Genomic DNA, 17,601 nt, shown 5'->3' with positions numbered 1-17,601 from the left:
ACTTAGCTGCATAAGGACTTTCTTGCTAGGAATGTCTTTAATGCGAACGAGGGAGTATACTGAAGGCTCGTAAGCGTCTTCAGGGCGGGGTGAAACTCCCCACCGGCGGTACATACTTTGTATAAGCCCGCGAGCGCCCATGTGTGAATGGGGTCAGCAGATCTGGTTCAAGTCCAGAGCCGACGGTTAAAGTCCGGATGAAAGAAGATCACGAATGTCTTAACGCACGTTGCTTTGCACCAGTGCGTCCTTTCGTTTGCCCCGAAAACGACTTCTCACTGACTCTAGAGGAGCGTTTTATGTCTTTTACTTTGACTTTACAACGCAGCATCAAGCAGCGTATTCAAACTGCTATTGCTGCTATTCAGCAAGGCCTTCCTGTCATTTTACTTGATGACTATGATCGAGAAAATGAGGCGGATTTAATTGTTGCCGCAGAAAAAATCACTCCACATATCATGGCCCAAATGATTAGAGATGGTAGTGGTATTGTCTGTTTATGTTTAACTGACTCTACACTGGATCATTTGAAGCTGCCGCAGATGGTGACCAATAATCAAAGTCAGAACCAAACTGCATTTACCGTATCTATCGAAGCCAAAAACGGCGTAAGCACAGGGGTTAGTGCTCAAGACCGCGTTAACACTATCCGCGCTGCCATTCATCCTCAGGCTCAGGCTACTGATATTGTAAGCCCCGGGCATGTATTCCCATTACGTGCTCATCCCCAAGGGTTGGATGCGCGTCAAGGACATACCGAAGGGGCAATACATTTAGCTCAATTAGCTGGGTTAGGGCCTATGGCGGTATTGTGTGAGCTAATGAATCCCGATGGCACAATGATGCGTGGCGATCAATTAATAAACTATGCGCACCATCATGCATTGCCGCTTTTGGCTATTGCTGATTTAATCGCTTATTCAGATTCGAGCGCGGCGTTCTAAAAAGCATAAAACAGTAGCATTCAGTCATGATGCTACTGTTTTTCTCATCAATACTATAGACATAAGCAAAGCTGAATAATTGCATCTAAAGGAGCGGTGATGAAAAAAATACTTGTTGGTTTATGCGGTGTTATGGTCTTAGCAGGCTGTGCCTCACAAAATACGCTAGTGGTACAAACCGATGTGGATCTTAATCAGTACATGGGAACGTGGCACGAGCAAGTGCGTTTGCCAAACCGTTTTCAGAAAAAATGTGCCGCAGACGTTGCTGCACATTACGAGCGCTTAGCCGATGGCACGGTTGCCGTAACGAATCAATGTGTCACCAAAGACGGCGAGTTAACGAAAGCCGAAGGGCAGGCGCGACCACAAGCCGACCAAAAACCCATCAATAACGCTATTTTAGAGGTGCGTTTTGCACCCAAATGGTTGTCTTGGTTGCCCACTGTATGGGGCGACTATTGGATCATGCGTATCGCCGGCGACTACGAGTACTCGTTAGTTGGCACGCCCGACCGAGATTATTTGTGGGTATTATCTAGAGAAAAAAACGCGGACCCAGCCATCGTTCAAGAGCTACTCGAGTATGCCGGCGAGCAAGGGTTTGATATTCAAAATGTGGTCTCTAACCAACCCACGAATTAACCGGCGGGCCATCAGCGCCTAGGTGCCGCTGCTGGCCTGCATGATTCTTAGGGCGGGCCAGATCTGGCGAGCAATTTCAGGGTTTTGTTCGGCGTACTCTAAGTTTAAACAGGCAATTTCCACATGCTCTTCACCTAAGGCCTGCGCTCGACTGCCTTGACCGTTAACAATAGCCTGCACCAGCGCGTGATGTTGCTGTTGGGCATGCTGCATCCAGCGTGGCCCTTCCTCTATGGATGATTGCATAGGCAGCATCGCGCTAGGCGCCGTAAAGGGTTGGCTAAGTAAGCTATCCATTTGCCGCTGGATCACCCGATTATTGCAGTTTAATAAAATAAGATCATGAAAACGGGTGTTGACCTCTGCGTACGTGGCATAGTCATCCATCGACATTTCTAATTTAAATACTGCCGCGTCTGCCTCGGCCAGACAATCGCGCAATTGTTGCTCTAAACGCTTTGTGATGCCATTTTCGGCTAAATGCCGGGCTGCATAGCCTTCGAGTAAACCGCGCATACGGATTGCATCGGTGGTTTCCTGGGGTGTAAAACCACGCATTCGGTATCCGCCCCCTTCGAGTGGTTCAACCAGTCCCTCGTGTTCAAGAGCAGTGAGGGCTAAACGAATAGGTGTACGTGAGGTATTAAGCCGCTCGGCAAGAGGAATTTCGGCTAAGCGCTCTCCGGGTGCAAACGTTCCCTTAAGGATTAAGTCTCGTAATAAGAGTAACGCACGCGATTGCTGCGAATGAGAGTCGCCAAGACTAGACATACTTGCTCCTGAAGATTTCAGTCGGTTCTGATTGTAGGTAAACAGCTTGATTTTACCTTAAAGTCCGAACGTTGAGTTCAGCTGTATGCAAGAATAATTTTTTATAGTTGTTTACCCTTGCTCGATATAATTGATTTTTCATTATCTTGTTGATTTAAAAGAGATTATGTTTTTTGTCTGGTCATAAGCCTGAATTGCTGTTTGTTTTCTTTGCGGTTATTGTATGCAATAAATAAATCAATGAATACATCATTGGCATCACTGCTGAGGAGACCGCATTATGATGAGCCAAGAACAAAACGATTTTATTACTCGAGTAGGGCCGACAGAACCAGCCGGCAAACTGCTGCGTCAGTATTGGCAGCCCATTGCATTGAGTGATGAAATAGCTGGAGTCCATCAAGTCAAAGCTATCCGCGTCTTAGGCCAAGACTTTGTTTTATTTAAACAAGAAGACGGCCGCCTCGGGCTGCTAGATAAACACTGCCCACATCGGGGCGCAGATCTAAGCTACGGGCGTATTGAAGACGGTGGTATTCGTTGTCCTTTTCATGGGTGGCTTTTTGATGCCAAGGGCAACTGTTTGGAAACCCCCGCCGAGCCAGAGGGCAGCCAGCTTTGTACCCGAATCCAGCAAGGGGCGTATCCTGTTGTGGAAAAGTCTGGCATTGTATTTGGGTATTTTGGGGAAGGCGACGCACCGGCCTTTCCTCATTTAGACTGTTTTGTGGCGCCCGATACGCATGTGTTTGCTTTTAAAGGCTTAATAGAATGCAATTGGCTGCAGGCCTTAGAGGTAGGTATTGACCCAGCTCATGCGTCTTATTTACATCGGTTCTTTGAAGACGAGGCAGACGAGACAAGCTACGGCAAGCAATTCCGTAGTACTTCCGCCGATTCTGATCTGCCTGTAACTAAAGTCTTGCGCGAGTATGACCGCCCCGATCTACATGTGGAAGAGTCAGAGGTAGGTATGCGGCTGACCGCTGTACGCGAGCTTAGCAATAATCAGCGTCATGTGCGCATTACCAATATGGTGTTTCCTCAAGCGATTGTCATACCAATGAGCAGCACCATGACGATCTCACAGTGGCACGTGCCTGTGGATGATCATAATTGTTATTGGTACGCCATATTTACAAGTTTCACCGATCCAGTTGATAAAGAGCAAATGCGTGCGCAGCGCTTAGAGCTCTACGAGCTCCCGGATTATATTTCACGTCGCAACCGCTCAAATAACTACGGTTTTGACCCAGTAGAACAACAAAAAAGTACGTATTTAGGGATGGGGCATGACATCAATGTCCATGATCAGTGGGCTGTCGAATCGCTGGGCAGCATCCAAGACCGCACTAAAGAGCATTTAGGCACGACCGATAAAGGCATCATTCTCTACAGACGTATTTTAATCCGTGCCATTAAAGCCTGTTTAGATGGACAGATGGATGCGCTACCGATGCGCCATGATTCCCATGCGGCTCAATCCATTACCGGCCCAATCGCCATCGATGGGGTGACCGCCTCTCACATCCCAGAGGACTATTTAGTCCATGCAGATCAAGAGCGGCGCCGGTCTAGCTCTTGGGCGGCATCGGTTGGCAACAACTAAGGGGGCGGTATGAGCGCATTTGTTGAGCGTCACCATCTTTGGACACCTGAGCAAGTGGATGCCGCTCACGTGTTAAAAAAGCGCTTTGAAAGTGGCGAGTTTGATACGATCCGGTTTTCATTTCCTGATCAACACGGCATTTTACGAGGCAAAACCGTCGTGGCAGAGGCCGCTTATGATGCGATGCAAAGTGGGGTGAATTTAACCACCACGTTATTAGCAAAAGACACCTCACACTTAACGGTATTTCCCGTTTTTACGACAGGAAATGGCGGCTTTGAGTTTGAAGGGATGGGAGGGGCGTCAGATTTCACCATTGTGGCAGACCCACTGAGCTTTAAATCATTACCCTGGGCGCCACGGACGGGGTGGTTATTGTGTGATGCTTATATGCCTACTGGCCAAGCCTCGCCATTATCGACGCGTCACATCTTACGTAATGCGGTAGCCCAAGCAAAAGCAAGCGGCTATGAGATGTTGGCAGGCTTAGAGGTCGAGTTTCATGTCTTTAAAATGCTTGATCCAAAAATGGGTCTAGATCAATCAGGTCAGCCCGGCGAGGCACCTGAGGTCGCATTGCTGACGCACGGCTATCAGTACCTAACCGAGCACCGGTTTGATCAAGTGGATGACGTCATGCAGCTCATCCGCACGCACTTGCAAGCACTGGGTTTACCGCTACGCACCCTAGAGGTTGAGTTCGGGCCCAGTCAGTTTGAAATTACCTTTGCGCCAACCCCTGCTTTAGAAGCCGCTGATATGATGATTTTGGTTCGTAGCGCTATTAAGCAACTGTGTCGCAGACAAGGCTTGCACGCCACATTTATGTGTCGACCCAAAATTCCCAATGTAATGTCCAGTGGCTGGCATTTACACCAATCATTAAAATGCATAAAAACCGGCAAAAATGTATTTATGCCGACTGAAAAAGGCGATGTATTAAGCCCAGTGGGCACACATTACCTAGCAGGCTTATTAAGGCACGCCACCGCCACCGCGGCCTTTGCCACACCCACCATTAATGGCTACAGACGTTATCGGCCTTTTTCCTTGGCGCCAGACCGAGCCAGTTGGGCTCATGATAACCGGGCGGCTATGCTGCGCGTCTTAGGTGGAGTAGGCCAAGAGGCCTCACGCATTGAAAATCGCATTGGCGAACCTGCGGCCAATCCGTATCTTTACATGGCTTCGCAGTTGTTCTCTGGCATGGATGGCATCCAGCATCAATGGCAACCGGGCCCCTCCGCCGATACCCCTTATACTTGCGAAAACAAGGCATTACCTCGTTCATTGGCCGATGCATTGGATGCGCTAAGGGCCGATCCTTTGTTGTGCGATAAGTTTGGACAAGGCTTTATTAACTACTACTGTTTTATCAAAGAAGCCGAGTTAAGCCGTTTTAATCTTACAGTTTCCGAATGGGAGCAAAAAGAATACTTTAATTTATTTTAAAAGGAACGAAGCATGCCCAAGGTGATTTATATAACTGCGTCAGGGGAAAAGCATGAGGTAGAGGCCGAAGTTGGGCAGTCCATTATGCAAACGGCCATCTTTAATAACATAGCGGGTATTGAAGCCGAGTGCGGTGGGTCGTGTTCTTGTGCAACCTGCCATGTGTATGTGGCAGACGCCGATCAAGCCTTATTTGACGCACCCGATGCAATGGAAGACGAGCTGTTAGAGGGCGTTGCCTGTGAGCGCAAAAGCAGCAGTCGATTAAGCTGTCAGTTAGTACTGACTGATCAACATACGACTATCACCGTGGCCATTCCGGAGGCACAGTATTGAACACTTTTGCGATCGTTGGAGGCTCTTATGCTGCCGTTCAAGCAGCCATTTCTGCACGACAACATGGGTATGACGGGCGCATCGTTGTATTTAGTGCAGAAAAGCAGCTTCCCTACCACCGTCCCCCCTTATCAAAAGCCTTTTTATCGTCAGAGATGCCTATTTCTCGACTTTGGCTACGTTCAGAGGCGTTTTACCAACAACATGATATCGAGTTGGCATTGGGTGAAGCCGTCACAGAGCTCAACCTAGAGCAAAAAAGTTTACGTACGAATACTCAGTCACCTTTTTATTATGATTCTGTATTGTTAGCGACAGGGGCAAGTGCTTTACCACTTCCATGGCAAGAAAACCCTTTAAAAGGGGTATACCACCTAAGAGACCTAGCTGATGCCCAGCAGTTAAAAGCCGCTATTAGCACAGCCCGAAAGGCGGTAGTTATAGGGGGCGGCTTCATTGGTTTAGAGATTGCCAGCACTTTAGCCACACAAGGCGTACACACCACAGTGATTGAGCGGGGCCACCAGTTGGCCGGTCGCGTGGTATCCCCTTATTTATCGAGCTATCTACAAACCAGACATGAAAAACAAAACGTGCGTATTTGTTTAGCGTCCCAAGTGGTGGGGTTTACGCATCGTCAAGCGGTTGAGGGGGTGGTATTGGCTGATGGTCGAGTGCTTGAGGCAGATTTGGTCGTGGTGGGGATTGGTGCAAAACCGAATACTCAGCTGGTGCCTGCTCTTGATCCGACGGGTACTCAAGGGGTCAGAGTCACTAGCGAAGCCAAAACAATAGTGCCGCATGTGTTGGCAGCCGGTGACTGTGCTTGTGTTGAGCTCCATGTCGACCACCCCCACCGATGGTTACGCTTAGAGTCCGTCAATGCGGCCAATGAGCTAGGTAAAGCCGCGGGGGCAGTAGTGGCTGGGCAGTCCGAGCCTTTTGAGACAGCGCCTTGGTTTTGGAGCGATCAATACGATCTTAAACTGCAAATGGTGGGTTTGGCTTTACCAGACGATCGTTTAGTAATTCGTGGGCAGCCAGACTCAACTCGATTTAGTGTATTTCATTTACGCCCAGACGGTGTGGTTGGTGCCGTGCAATCCGTTAACCGCCCTGCAGAGCATATGCTAGCAAGACGGCTAGTTCATGAAAAAATAGCGATAGACCCCCCTATACTGAACGACGATTCCATTAATTTAAAAGACTACATTAGCCAACAGAACGCTAAATAGATAGTGAAGCTTGAGTCGTTTTATTGCTTTTCTGAGGAGACAAACAATGAAAAAGCATGTGTTAGCCGTTAGCTGTACCTTAGCGCTTGGGGTTTTGACTCTAAGCCCCACCTATGCTCAAAACCAAGATCCATTAAAAATAGGCATTATCGCGACGTATTCTGGCCCGTACGCCGATTATGGCAAGCAATTTGATGCTGGCATGAACATTTACCTGGAGCAAAACGAAGGTAAGTTGGGAGGACGATCTGTAGAGATCATACGTAAAGACACCGGCGGCGCAGCCCCAGATAATGCTCGTCGTTTTGCTCAAGAGCTAATCAGCCGTGACAAAGTTGATATTATTTCAGGCTTGGATTTCAGTCCTAACGTCTATGCCATCGCTCCGGTTATTAACCGTGCCAAGGTCCCTACCTTGGTGATGAATGCGGCCTCATCGGCCATTACAGAGGCTTCTCCCTACATTGCCCGCCTTTCGTTCACCGTCCAACAGGTTTCTGCACCCATGGCCGAGTGGCTAGCGGCGAATAACGTCAAGAAAATATATACGGTGGTGGCGGATTATGCTTCAGGCGTAGATGCCGAAGAAGCGTTTAAAAAAGCCTTTGAAGCAAAAGGAGGTCAGGTGGTGGGCTCGGTGCGTACTCCCATGAATAACCCTGACTTTTCGGCCTATATCCAACGCATTAAAGACAGCCAACCTGAGGGGGTATTTATTTTCTTCCCTTCTGGCGTAATGCCCTTATCCTTTTTGAAAGCCTGGCAAGAGCGAGGCATGGAGGAAGCGGGAATTAAGTTGTATGCCACAGGCGAAGCCACGGATGACAGCTACATCGAAGCCACCGGCGACGCGGCCTTAGGTCTTATTACCAGTCACCATTACTCCTATGCCCATCCTTCCCCTGAGAACCAACAGTTTGTTGAGGCCTATAGAAAAAAGTTTGGCACTAAAGACAGATTGAATTACTTTGCCATCACGGCGTATGACACCATGGCGGCGTTGGATAAAGCACTAACTGCTACGCAGGGCAATGCCGAGGGCGATGCGTTGTTAACGCAATTAAAGGGAATGGAGCTGATGAGTCCACGAGGCCCCATTACTATCGATCCGGAAACGCGCGATATTATCCAGACCGTTTATATCCGTAAGGTCGAACAGAGAGAAGGAGAGCTAGTGAGTGTGGAGTTCGACCAATTTGATCAAGTCAAAGACCCAGCTAAAGAGAAATAACTAAAAATAACTAAGCGCTTGGCTGCTGTACGCGACAAGCGCTTAGTCTTAATAACAGGTGAAAGAATGGCCATTGTTCTCTTTGATGGGATTGCCTATGGAATGCTGTTGTTCCTTATCGGTGTCGGGTTATCGGTCACGATGGGGTTAATGCGGTTTGTTAATCTTAGTCATGGTGTATTTGCTATGGCTGGGGGATACCTAGGTGTGATGACGCTGAACGGAACCCAGTCCTATTGGCTGAGCTTACTGATCGCTGCATTAGGAAGCGGGCTTTTAGGCTGGGTTTTAGAGCGGTATCTATTTAAATACTTTTATAGACGTCACCCCTTAGACCAGGTGTTGGTCTCACTGGGGGTGGTTTTTGTCGCTATTGCGGCCGTGACCTACCTATTTGGGCCTGGTATTCAATCATTTAACCCTCCTAGCGGGCTGCGCGGTCAAGTCAAGCTCTTTGGTATGGGTGTTGGGGCGTATCGATTATTTTTAATTGCTGTAGGGGTCGCTGTTTTTGTGTTTTTGAGTTTTTTAATTCGCAAGACCCTTTATGGCGCAATGATCAGAGCTGCCGTGGATGATCAAAAGATTGCGCAAGGTTTAGGGATGAACGTGTCGCTTTTGTTTTCTGCTACCTTTGCCTTCGGGTGTGCATTGGCGGGTTTTGGCGGCGCCTTGAGTCTAGGTGTTTTAGCACTTGAGCCAACCTTTCCTATTAAATACCTCGTGTTTTTCTTAATGGTGGTGTGTGTGGGGGGCGCTGGAACCATTAGTGGGCCTTTTATTGCCGCTATGGTGGTGGGCATTATTGATGTGGCTGGCAAGTACTATTTCCCCACCTTAGGTTCATTTTTAATTTACTTGGTCATGATCTTGCTGTTGCTTTGGAAACCAGATGGCCTCGTCACCTTAAAAAGAAAATAGGTAAACATCATGAAAAACGATAACTATGCAAGGCTATCTGGATTCGATTTTGTGTTCTGGGGCGCTTTTATCCTAGCAGCATGGATGTTTCCTAACCATTTGCCTTTTTTGACCTTGATTCTGATTTACGGCTTGTTTGCTTTAGCGCTCGACATTGCATTGGGCTATGCCGGTATTTTGACGGTAGGCCATGCTGCCTTTTTTGGTTTGGGCGCCTATGCGGCCGGATTGTTTTCTATTTATGGTAGTGCAGAGCCTTTAACTGGTTTGGTGGTGGCTGCCATTGTCTCGCTTTTGGCTGGCTATCTGTTGAGCTTTTTAATTGTGCGCGGCTCAGACTTATCGCGCTTAATGATCACGATTGGCACCGTTGTCATTTTTGGCGAGGTAATTCGGCGTTTTTCTCAGGTGACAGGCGGCACAGATGGGTTGTTAGGCATCACCATAGACCCCTTGTTTTCGCTTTTTGAGTTTGATTTCGACGGTAAGTTGAGCTTTGTCTACACGTATGTCGTGACCTTAGCGCTGTTTTTGTGGGTGCGCCGTTTGGTGCGTTCTCCGTTTGGGTATAGCGTCCGAGGCATCCATGAAAATCCAACCCGTATGCTTGCCATGGGTACACCCATTACGCAGCGCTTGCGTTGGGCTTATGCCATATCCGCTTTAGTAGCGGGTGTGGCAGGGGCGCTGCTAGCACAAACTAACCAATTTGTTGGGATTGAAACCGTCAGTTTTGACCTCTCTGCGCAAATTCTCATTATTTTGGTATTAGGGGGCGCAGGGCGTTTGTACGGAGGCCTAATTGGCGCGGTCATTTACATGATTTTGCATGATGTGTTTGCAGACATGAGTCCTGAGTACTGGATGTTCTGGTTAGGCCTGTTTTTAATTCTGATTGTGAGTGTAGGCAAGGGCGGCATCATGACCTGGATAGACACATGGCGTTTTCGCAAGGAGCAGTCATGAGTCAAGCACTACTTCATACTTCGAATTTAGGCATTAATTTTGGAGCATTTGCAGCTGTCAGTGGCATCACGCTCAGTTTGATGCCCGGTCAACGCCAAGCCTTAATTGGGCCAAACGGGGCTGGAAAAACCAGTCTTATTAACTTGCTTACGGGCGTGTATAAGCCTAGTACAGGCGATATTTTTCTGGCTGGGGAAAACATCAACGCACTTTCATTTGATGCACGTGTACGCAAAGGCTTAGTGCGTACTTTCCAGCTAAACACACTTTGCTTAGGCATGACCCCTTTAGATACGTTGCTGATGACTTTGATGGAGCGCGAACGTAAAGGAATGGTTTGGTGGAAACCAATGTACCAGTTCGATGCGTTGCGCATGGAGGCCATGCAGCTTTTAACTCAAGTGGGCTTGCAAGGCGTAGAGCATCATCTGGTGGGTGAGCTGGCTTACGGCAAGCAACGACTGTTAGAAATTGCGCTAGCACTAGCGTTAAAACCTAAAGTGTTATTACTGGATGAGCCCGCAGCAGGTATTCCTGAAGGTGAAAGCGATGAGGTGTTTCATGTAATAGAGCAATTACCCACCACTATGAGCGTGGTATTTATCGAGCATGACATGGATTTGGTTTTCCATTTTGCGCAACGCATTGCTGTGTTAGTCGCTGGGAAAATTATTGTTGACGGAACAGCTAACGAAATTATCGATCATCCACAGGTTAGGGAAGCCTACCTGGGGGCAGACTTTTGTGCTAAAGGAAAAAGCCTATGAGTCACTTACTGCAAATGAATGAGGTGCGCGCCGGGTACGGCAAAGCGGTGGTGCTAAACGGCATTAGCTTCAGTATGGAACAAGGACAAAGCGTAGCCTTGTTAGGACGAAACGGAGTAGGTAAGACCACGTTACTAGAGACCTTGATGGGGAACACCCAGCTATCGGCAGGAGAGATCTATTTTAAAGGGCAACCCTTACACCATTTACCCCCCTATCAACGAGCACGGCTTGGTCTAGGGTGGGTGCCTCAAGAGCGAGGCGCTTTTGTGTCATTAACGGTGGAAGACAACTTGCGCGTTGTGCACCGAGCAGGCCCTTGGGACTTAACACGCATCTACGCCTTATTTCCTCGCTTAAAAGAACGCCAAAAAAACTTCGGCGACCAGCTTTCTGGGGGCGAGCAGCAAATGTTGGCGATTGCACGGGCTCTAATGACCAACCCAGACTTGTTGTTGTTAGATGAGCCCATGGAGGGGTTAGCGCCTGTTATTGTTTCTGAGTTAGCCCAAGCAATTAAAAACATGGCTTTAGAGGGGTTGCCATGCATTGTCGTCGAGCAACAACCCATCTTAACTTTATCTATTACCGAGCAAGCCATCGTCATAGAAAAGGGGCGTGTGGTCTTAGCGGAATCCAGCCAATATCTAGCAGAAAACCCAGAGATACTGAGTAATTATCTGGGTCTGCGTTTATCAACTTGAGACACATTATGGCTACTAGCTCAAAACCGGTCTTGATTATTCAACACACCGCCGTTGGTCATCCCGGTGCTGTTTTATCGATCTTAGATGAACTAAATGTGACGTGGGATTTGGTGGCACTGAACCAAGGGGACACCTTGCCCACAGCTATCACGCCCTATAGTGGGTTGATTCTGATGGGCGGAAGAATGAGTGCTAACGATGATCTAGAGTGGATTCGTACAGAAATGGATTTAGTACAACAGGCACGTGCTCAAGACATTCCTATTGCCGGTCATTGTCTAGGATCGCAAATTATGTCCAAAGCTCTGGGGGCTCAAATCAAAAAAAACGCGTATAAAGAAATTGGCTGGCAGCCGATAAACGCAGTTGCTTTGGATAAAGTGCAGGATTGGTTTGGAGCCTTTGCAGAACCGTGTTTCGTTTTTCAATGGCATGGCGATACATTTAGCCTGCCTGAGGGAGCCGAGCTTTTACTAAGCAGTGAGGCATGCGTTAACCAAGCCTATGTGATTGATGATAAGCACATAGCTATGCAGTTTCACCTGGAAATGACGCCTTTATTGATAACAGTCTCGGTGGAGAGCAACGGCAACGAGCTGGAAAAAGAGCAAGCAGCAGGGAACAAATACGTCAGTACAAAGCAAGCCATTGTAAATGACACACCACGCTACTTGCCCCCTATGCATGCTATGTTGCGTTGCGTTTATACCCGGTGGGTGAAAAATTTAAAATTAAGCCCACAAAAATGACTTATTTTTCAATGTGAATGTCAAAATAGGCCTCACATTCACCCAAATCGCTTAGGCCAGCGAGTTGAGCTTGATACACGGTTTCTGCCCATTTTTGTGCGAGTGTTTTATCAGTGGTAGAAATTTCTGATTCGTCGGCTTCCATGACGGATTGCCAGACTCGATACAAATGCAAAACATCGGTGGGGGCGCCAAGGGAGCGTTCTAGGATACGTTGAAATTTTGCCTCGGCATGGTGTCGGGCTTGGTCGGTTAAGTCTGAGGGGCCGTCTTCGAGAGAGATTTTATACACGGTATTGGGCCTTTAAGTAGATAAAAAAGCAGTCACTTTTACTTGGCTGTATATTTATACAGTATATAGTTTGGTTGAAATACAGGTCAATACTTGCTTTTCAGCACGGCCTTTAAACCACATGCGTAAAAAAGCCTATGCATCTTTGCATAGGCTTTGGTTTAATTTGCTAAATAAAATTTGGCGATGGATACGGCAAGAGTTTAAAGCCCTAATTCAGTTAAGCCGGGGTGATCATCAGGACGGCGACCTAATGGCCAAAAAAACTTGCGCTCCGACTCAGCGATAGGCAAGTCATTAATACTGGCATATCTATTCACCATCAGCCCGTCTTCATTGAACTCCCAGTTTTCGTTGCCATAAGAACGAAACCAGTTGCCTGAATCATCATGCCATTCGTAGGCATAGCGGACGGCAATGCGATTATCCATGACTGCCCAAATTTCTTTAATCAGACGATATTCCAGCTCTTTGCGCCACTTGCGCTCTAAAAATTGGTGGACTTCGTCACGATTATGGATGAACTCAGCACGATTACGCCAGCGTGTATCTTGGCTATAGGCCAATGCCACTTTTTCTGGGTCGCGTCCGTTCCAGCCGTCTTCGGCTAAGCGTACTTTTTGTATGGCTGTCTCTAATGTAAAGGGTGGACAAGGTGGGCGTTGATTTGTCGTCATCTTAAGTCTCCTTTTAATACAACATTGACTGTTATAGGGGTGATTTTAGATCGAGATAGAGGAATGGTTACGCTTTTGTACTATACCGTGCTTTTAAAAGAGAATGATTCTCAATACAATAGTCGCTTTAAACGGAGCGATCAGCTCCATGCATTGAAATAGGTGATGGCGTATGCGGGAATGGATAACCCTAGCAGCGGTATGTAGTGTAATAATGACTACGTTGGCTGTGGCTCAAGAGCCTTCGTCTAGAACCTTAGCCGACCAGACAGTAACTCAGACCGTCGCTGATCAAAAGGTTAAAGGTTACGAGTTTGAAACGCATTATTTGCATTCTGTTGATCAGCAACGCCGCTATCGTGTTTATTTGGCTTTGCCTACAAGCCCTGCGCCTGAGTCAGGCCGTCCTAGCATCTATATGTTGGATGGCAATGCGGTCATGGCAACCTTAACCGCAGACGATTTGATCCCGCTCAGTCAGTTAACAAACCCACCCGTACTGATAGCAATAGGCTATGACATTGCAACTCGAAATGATGTCATCGCTCGATCTTATGATTATACCCCGCCCGTGTTCGAGCAAGGGCAACGTGTAGAACAGCCAGTAGTGCGAGGTCGCATTGGTGGTGGGGCAGACCGTTTTTTATCTTTTATTAATGATGCCGTGATTCCTTTAGTCCAAACTCGTACTGCATTGGATGCGTCTCAACGTACGTTGTGGGGGCATTCATACGGGGGGTTGTTCGCCATGTATGCTTCGGCTCAAGCTCATAGCCCGTTTCAGCATTACATTGCAGCAGACCCTTCTTTGTGGTGGTACGAGCAGGCGCTAATTAAAACATGGGATGATTCCGTTAGTCGCCTGAAAGGGCGTACATTATCTGTACACGTAGGCACGCGGGGAAGGAGTGAAGAACCCACTGCGTCGTTGTTGAACGATCCAAGTGTGAATCCATTAATGCAGCGTTTAGCCTTGCTACAAAAAGCTTCTTGGTCAATTAGTTACCGCGCTTATCCTCAGTATGGTCATGGCGAGATGATTAAAGTGTCGCTGTTGCAGATGCTTAGCGAATTTACGGGCTCTCAACAGTAGCCCCATCCATAATGCATAAATAGCTTATTATGCGCATAAATATTATATATTATGTAAAGCATATAAGCTAGTTACCAGAAAAAGGACACATAATTTATAAACAAATTAATGATGATTGGGGCATACCCGCAGGCCAAGGTGATAAGCCCAGTGCTTATTTTGGCAAACTAAATGTATTTAATCTTTAGTAACGATTTCTACTGGGTGATAAACAGTCTGTGTGGTTGAGTACAGTAAGATAGTTGTACTTAATTCTTAAACTAATAGAGGTCCAGCATGCGATACCTAGCAGCCATCATTACACTTATTACTTTAAGTGCCTGTGCCGTTCATACGCCAGGCGGATCCGTTATTGTTGACCCAGACCGAGGGCATGGCCGAGGCGACTTCTGTCCACCAGGGCAAGCCAAAAAGGGCAATTGTTAAGCTATAGGGCCTCAACTCGCTGTACAAAGAGGTCGTTTGGTACATCTTGCTGCCTATATAACTCATCAACAAATTCCTAAAGACTGGGTTTAGTGCTTTATCGAACTCAGTCTTTTTGTTTTAATCCGATGCCACTAGCACAGCGCATCCGTTTTTTTTAGCATAAATGTTTCAAAACTGATATGGTAGCTGCTTACTAAAAATAAGAATCATTCGATTTACTGAGCGCACTATTGCAGTCAATGAATATTTATACCTCTCCAGGTTTTTTACCCTTTCTGTTCGCACGCTTATTTTCTGTTTTTGCTATGCAAATTCAGGCCATCGTAGTGGGGTGGCAGATTTACGATCTCACACGAGATCCCATGGCGCTTGCCTACGTTGGTTTAGCGCAATTTATTCCCATGGTGCTTTTTTTGCCATCTGCTGGGGATATTATTGACCGCTTTAATCGTAAAACCGTTTTGACACTTAGCTGGGTGGTATCGGCCATTTGTAGTGGTTTATTGCTTTGGCTATCTTATCAAGGCAGTAACAATTTGATCGGATACTATGTAGTCTTGATGGTTTATGGTGCCGCTCGGGCTTTTTCTGGGCCCGCATTACAGAGCCTGCTTCCCCAAATTGTGCCACGCGATAATCTGGCTCAAGCCCTAGCAACTAACAGCATGCTGATGAAAATTGCTGTGATCACAGGGCCTATTTCTGGTGGCTTTCTTTATGCCTATGTAGGGGGAATGACGTATGCCGTGTGTTGCATATGCTTTGCATTAGGCATTGTGTTGCTCTGCTTCGTGCCTGTTTTATACAGTAGCCAGTACGAGGGGCCGGCGCAAGATACCACAGGCGTATTGCAACGTTTCTCTGAAGGGCTGCGCTTTATTTGGAAAAACCCAATTATTCTTGGCACCATTAGTTTGGACTTATTTGCCGTACTTTTAGGTGGCGTCGTCGCATTACTCCCTATTTATGCTCAAGAAGTCCTGCATGTGGATTCCAGTGGTTTAGGCTTATTACGTAGCGCGATGGCCATTGGGGAAATTGCAATGGGGCTCTACCTTAGCCGCCGTCCCTTTAATCAACACGTGGGTAAAGTCATGTTTAGCGCAGTTGCTATTTTTGGCTTCGCTAATCTGGTGTTTGCCTTTTCGACCAGTTTTTGGTTGTCCTTTGCGGCACTGGTAGTGGCGGGTGCTGCCGATATGATTAGTGTGTATATTCGCTCCGCCTTAGTGCAGTTTTCTACTCCTGATTATTTACGTGGTCGCGTTAACGCCGTTAATATGCTGTTTATAAGCTCATCAAACGAGTTAGGTAGCTTCCGTGCCGGAAGCAGCGCCGCATTACTAGGTGCGGTACCTGCTGCGGTTTTTGGTGGAGTCTGCACTTTGTTAGTGGTGGCCGGCATGACTTGGCGATTTAAGCCCTTAAGAAGAGTCAACCGCTTTGAAGATGCGGAGCATTAATACGCTTTATACATAACTTGCTTGTATATGCGTTTATTTAATTCCTTAGTACCACTACCAACAAGAACACCAAGCCCCTCGATTGAGGGGCTTTCTGTTGCCTTAGTTAGGTATGAGCGGGCTCAACCGTAAACTTAACCCCAGCCGCTTTAGCTAGTTTTAGTACGGTGTCATAGCGAGGCTTAGCGCCAGGGGCTAATGCCTTGTATAGGCTTTCACGGCCTACGCCAGCGTCTTTGGCCATTTGAGTCATGCCGCGAGCTTTGGCAACATCAGCTAGGGCAGCTAAAAATAGCGCTGGATCATCTTCCTCTAGGGCGGCAGAAAGGTAAGCGGCAATAGCTTCTTCGCTGTCTAGGTACTCAGCGGCATCGAAAGGTGCGGTATTAATAGTTGTCATGGTAGTTCCTTTTGGATTCGTTTCCACATTGCTATGGCTGATTTGATGTCTTTGTCTTGACTAGACTTATCGCCACCGCTAAGCAAGAGGTAAACGGTTCGGCCTTCACGGGCGTAGTACACACGGTAGCCGGGGCCAAAATGAATACGCATTTCAGATACGCCATCACTTAGAGGTTTGGTATCGCCGAAATTGCCTAGTGACGCTTGCCTAATGCGAGTGATTATTTTGGCTTTTGCCTTTACATCTTTAAGAGCGGTCAGCCATTGGCTGAATTTTTCCGTTCTGTTGATTGAGTTCATATGGGCTATTGTATCCGATTGGATACGGTAAGACAACGATAAGCGTCGATTTGTGTTTGCATTGCCTCATTGCATGGGTTGTTTTTGTTGGTGCTATCTTCGTATTGATCCAGTGCGCGGCAAACCTCGCCCTTCAGGGTGGGGAAGGATAGCGTGGGCGGAGAGTTCACCAGCAGGTGAACATGGTCATCCTCGCCATCGAACTCAGACAGCTGCGCCTCGAAGTTGGCGAAGATGCCACGCAAGTCGTCCAGTATCACTTTGGTGAAGACGCTGCGCCGATACTTGGTGACAAAGACCAAGTGAACGTGCATCAGGAAAACGCAATGTCTGCCGTGGCGAATGTCGTTGTCGTTACTCATAGACCACCCTATACTATTCACATGCAACGCATCCAAGCCTTCAAATACGAACTTCGGCCAGACGGCCAGCAAGCGCGCCAGATGGCGCGTTTCGCTGGTTCCTGCCGTTTCGTCTATAACAAGGCGCTGGCGATGCAAAAGGCCAACCATGAAGTCGGCGGCAAGTTCATCGGCTACGTGGCAATGGCCAAGCACCTGACGGCCTGGCGCAATGGCGATGAAACGCCGTGGCTGGGCGATGCGCCCGTGC

Annotated in this window: 20 protein-coding genes, 1 pseudogene and 1 riboswitch; of the genes and pseudogenes, 15 read left to right on the top strand and 6 right to left on the bottom strand. The window is 47.6% G+C overall.

The window, feature by feature from the left end; genetic code table 11:
* Positions 1-71: 71 nt before the first annotated feature.
* Positions 72-213: riboswitch (FMN riboswitch) on the top strand.
* 86 nt (positions 214-299) lie between these two features.
* Both ribB and GGR41_RS09975 read left to right on the top strand, forming a co-directional pair.
* Positions 300-944, top strand: a complete 645-nt coding sequence (ribB, locus tag GGR41_RS09980; RefSeq protein WP_167661727.1) for a 3,4-dihydroxy-2-butanone-4-phosphate synthase — start codon at positions 300-302, stop codon at positions 942-944.
* Positions 945-1,043: 99 nt separating this feature from the next.
* On the top strand, positions 1,044-1,589 hold the full coding sequence (locus GGR41_RS09975) for a lipocalin family protein (protein ID WP_167661726.1): 546 nt from the start codon (positions 1,044-1,046) through the stop codon (positions 1,587-1,589).
* An 18-nt stretch (positions 1,590-1,607) separates the two neighbouring features.
* On the opposite strand, the gene GGR41_RS09970 is transcribed toward GGR41_RS09975, so the two are convergent.
* Positions 1,608-2,360: a GntR family transcriptional regulator gene (locus GGR41_RS09970; protein WP_167661725.1), complete on the bottom strand. Its 753-nt coding sequence runs from the start codon at positions 2,358-2,360 to the stop codon at positions 1,608-1,610.
* Positions 2,361-2,640: 280 nt separating this feature from the next.
* On the opposite strand from GGR41_RS09970, the gene GGR41_RS09965 reads away from it, so the two are divergent.
* The 10 genes from GGR41_RS09965 (at position 2,641) to GGR41_RS09920 (ending at position 12,333) form a co-directional block, all read left to right on the top strand.
* Entirely contained in the window at positions 2,641-3,969 is a 1,329-nt protein-coding gene (locus GGR41_RS09965; RefSeq protein ID WP_167661724.1) for an aromatic ring-hydroxylating dioxygenase subunit alpha, read from the top strand.
* Between the two features lie 9 nt (positions 3,970-3,978).
* Entirely contained in the window at positions 3,979-5,421 is a 1,443-nt protein-coding gene (locus tag GGR41_RS09960) for a glutamine synthetase family protein (protein ID WP_167661723.1), read from the top strand.
* Between the two features lie 12 nt (positions 5,422-5,433).
* Positions 5,434-5,757, top strand: a complete 324-nt coding sequence (locus tag GGR41_RS09955; RefSeq protein ID WP_077733038.1) for a 2Fe-2S iron-sulfur cluster-binding protein — start codon at positions 5,434-5,436, stop codon at positions 5,755-5,757.
* Positions 5,754-6,992, top strand: coding sequence for an NAD(P)/FAD-dependent oxidoreductase (locus GGR41_RS09950; RefSeq protein WP_167661722.1), 1,239 nt, complete (start codon positions 5,754-5,756; stop codon positions 6,990-6,992). The genes GGR41_RS09955 and GGR41_RS09950 overlap by 4 nt, the downstream gene beginning before the upstream one ends.
* A 46-nt stretch (positions 6,993-7,038) precedes the next feature.
* Entirely contained in the window at positions 7,039-8,223 is a 1,185-nt protein-coding gene (locus GGR41_RS09945; RefSeq protein WP_167661721.1) for an ABC transporter substrate-binding protein, read from the top strand.
* A 66-nt stretch (positions 8,224-8,289) separates the two neighbouring features.
* On the top strand, positions 8,290-9,144 hold the full coding sequence (locus tag GGR41_RS09940; RefSeq protein ID WP_167661720.1) for a branched-chain amino acid ABC transporter permease: 855 nt from the start codon (positions 8,290-8,292) through the stop codon (positions 9,142-9,144).
* Between the two features lie 9 nt (positions 9,145-9,153).
* Entirely contained in the window at positions 9,154-10,110 is a 957-nt protein-coding gene (locus tag GGR41_RS09935) for a branched-chain amino acid ABC transporter permease (protein ID WP_167661719.1), read from the top strand.
* Positions 10,107-10,877, top strand: coding sequence for an ABC transporter ATP-binding protein (locus GGR41_RS09930; protein WP_167661718.1), 771 nt, complete (start codon positions 10,107-10,109; stop codon positions 10,875-10,877). The genes GGR41_RS09935 and GGR41_RS09930 overlap by 4 nt, the downstream gene beginning before the upstream one ends.
* Positions 10,874-11,581 (top strand): ABC transporter ATP-binding protein, encoded by a 708-nt coding sequence (locus tag GGR41_RS09925; protein WP_167661717.1) that lies wholly within the window; start codon positions 10,874-10,876, stop codon positions 11,579-11,581. Before GGR41_RS09930 ends, GGR41_RS09925 begins: the two co-directional genes overlap by 4 nt.
* Before the next feature lie 8 nt (positions 11,582-11,589).
* Complete coding sequence (locus tag GGR41_RS09920; protein WP_167661716.1) at positions 11,590-12,333, top strand: type 1 glutamine amidotransferase; 744 nt, start codon at positions 11,590-11,592, stop codon at positions 12,331-12,333.
* Position 12,334: 1 nt separating this feature from the next.
* Here the strand turns inward: GGR41_RS09920 and GGR41_RS09915 are convergent, their stop codons facing one another.
* A complete protein-coding gene (locus GGR41_RS09915) occupies positions 12,335-12,625 on the bottom strand; it encodes a hypothetical protein (RefSeq protein ID WP_077733044.1) in 291 nt (96 codons plus the stop codon).
* Positions 12,626-12,828: 203 nt separating this feature from the next.
* Positions 12,829-13,302, bottom strand: a complete 474-nt coding sequence (locus tag GGR41_RS09910) for a nuclear transport factor 2 family protein (protein ID WP_167661715.1) — start codon at positions 13,300-13,302, stop codon at positions 12,829-12,831.
* A 172-nt stretch (positions 13,303-13,474) separates the two neighbouring features.
* Between GGR41_RS09910 and GGR41_RS09905 the strand changes: the two genes are divergently transcribed.
* A complete protein-coding gene (locus GGR41_RS09905) occupies positions 13,475-14,395 on the top strand; it encodes an alpha/beta hydrolase (RefSeq protein WP_167661714.1) in 921 nt (306 codons plus the stop codon).
* Positions 14,396-15,063: 668 nt separating this feature from the next.
* Positions 15,064-16,287, top strand: a complete 1,224-nt coding sequence (locus GGR41_RS09900) for an MFS transporter (protein WP_188372611.1) — start codon at positions 15,064-15,066, stop codon at positions 16,285-16,287.
* A 106-nt stretch (positions 16,288-16,393) separates the two neighbouring features.
* Here the strand turns inward: GGR41_RS09900 and GGR41_RS09895 are convergent, their stop codons facing one another.
* The 3 genes and pseudogenes from GGR41_RS09895 to tnpA all read right to left on the bottom strand — a co-directional run.
* A complete protein-coding gene (locus tag GGR41_RS09895) occupies positions 16,394-16,687 on the bottom strand; it encodes an addiction module antidote protein (protein ID WP_077733048.1) in 294 nt (97 codons plus the stop codon).
* Positions 16,684-16,989, bottom strand: coding sequence for a type II toxin-antitoxin system RelE/ParE family toxin (locus GGR41_RS09890; RefSeq protein ID WP_167661712.1), 306 nt, complete (start codon positions 16,987-16,989; stop codon positions 16,684-16,686). The genes GGR41_RS09895 and GGR41_RS09890 overlap by 4 nt, the downstream gene beginning before the upstream one ends.
* 134 nt (positions 16,990-17,123) lie before the next feature.
* Positions 17,124-17,351: pseudogene (gene tnpA, locus GGR41_RS09885) on the bottom strand (IS200/IS605 family transposase); the annotation flags it as partial.
* On the opposite strand from tnpA, the gene GGR41_RS09880 reads away from it, so the two are divergent.
* Positions 17,316-17,601: helix-turn-helix domain-containing protein (locus GGR41_RS09880; protein ID WP_244951463.1), on the top strand; the 286-nt coding region annotated here is incomplete at its 3' end. The pseudogene tnpA and the gene GGR41_RS09880 sit on opposite strands and share 36 nt — an antisense overlap.

The organism is Paenalcaligenes hominis (genome assembly GCF_011927625.1).
Lineage (GTDB): Bacteria > Pseudomonadota > Gammaproteobacteria > Burkholderiales > Burkholderiaceae_B > Paenalcaligenes > Paenalcaligenes hominis.
This window is presented reverse-complemented; position numbering and strand designations above follow the sequence as displayed.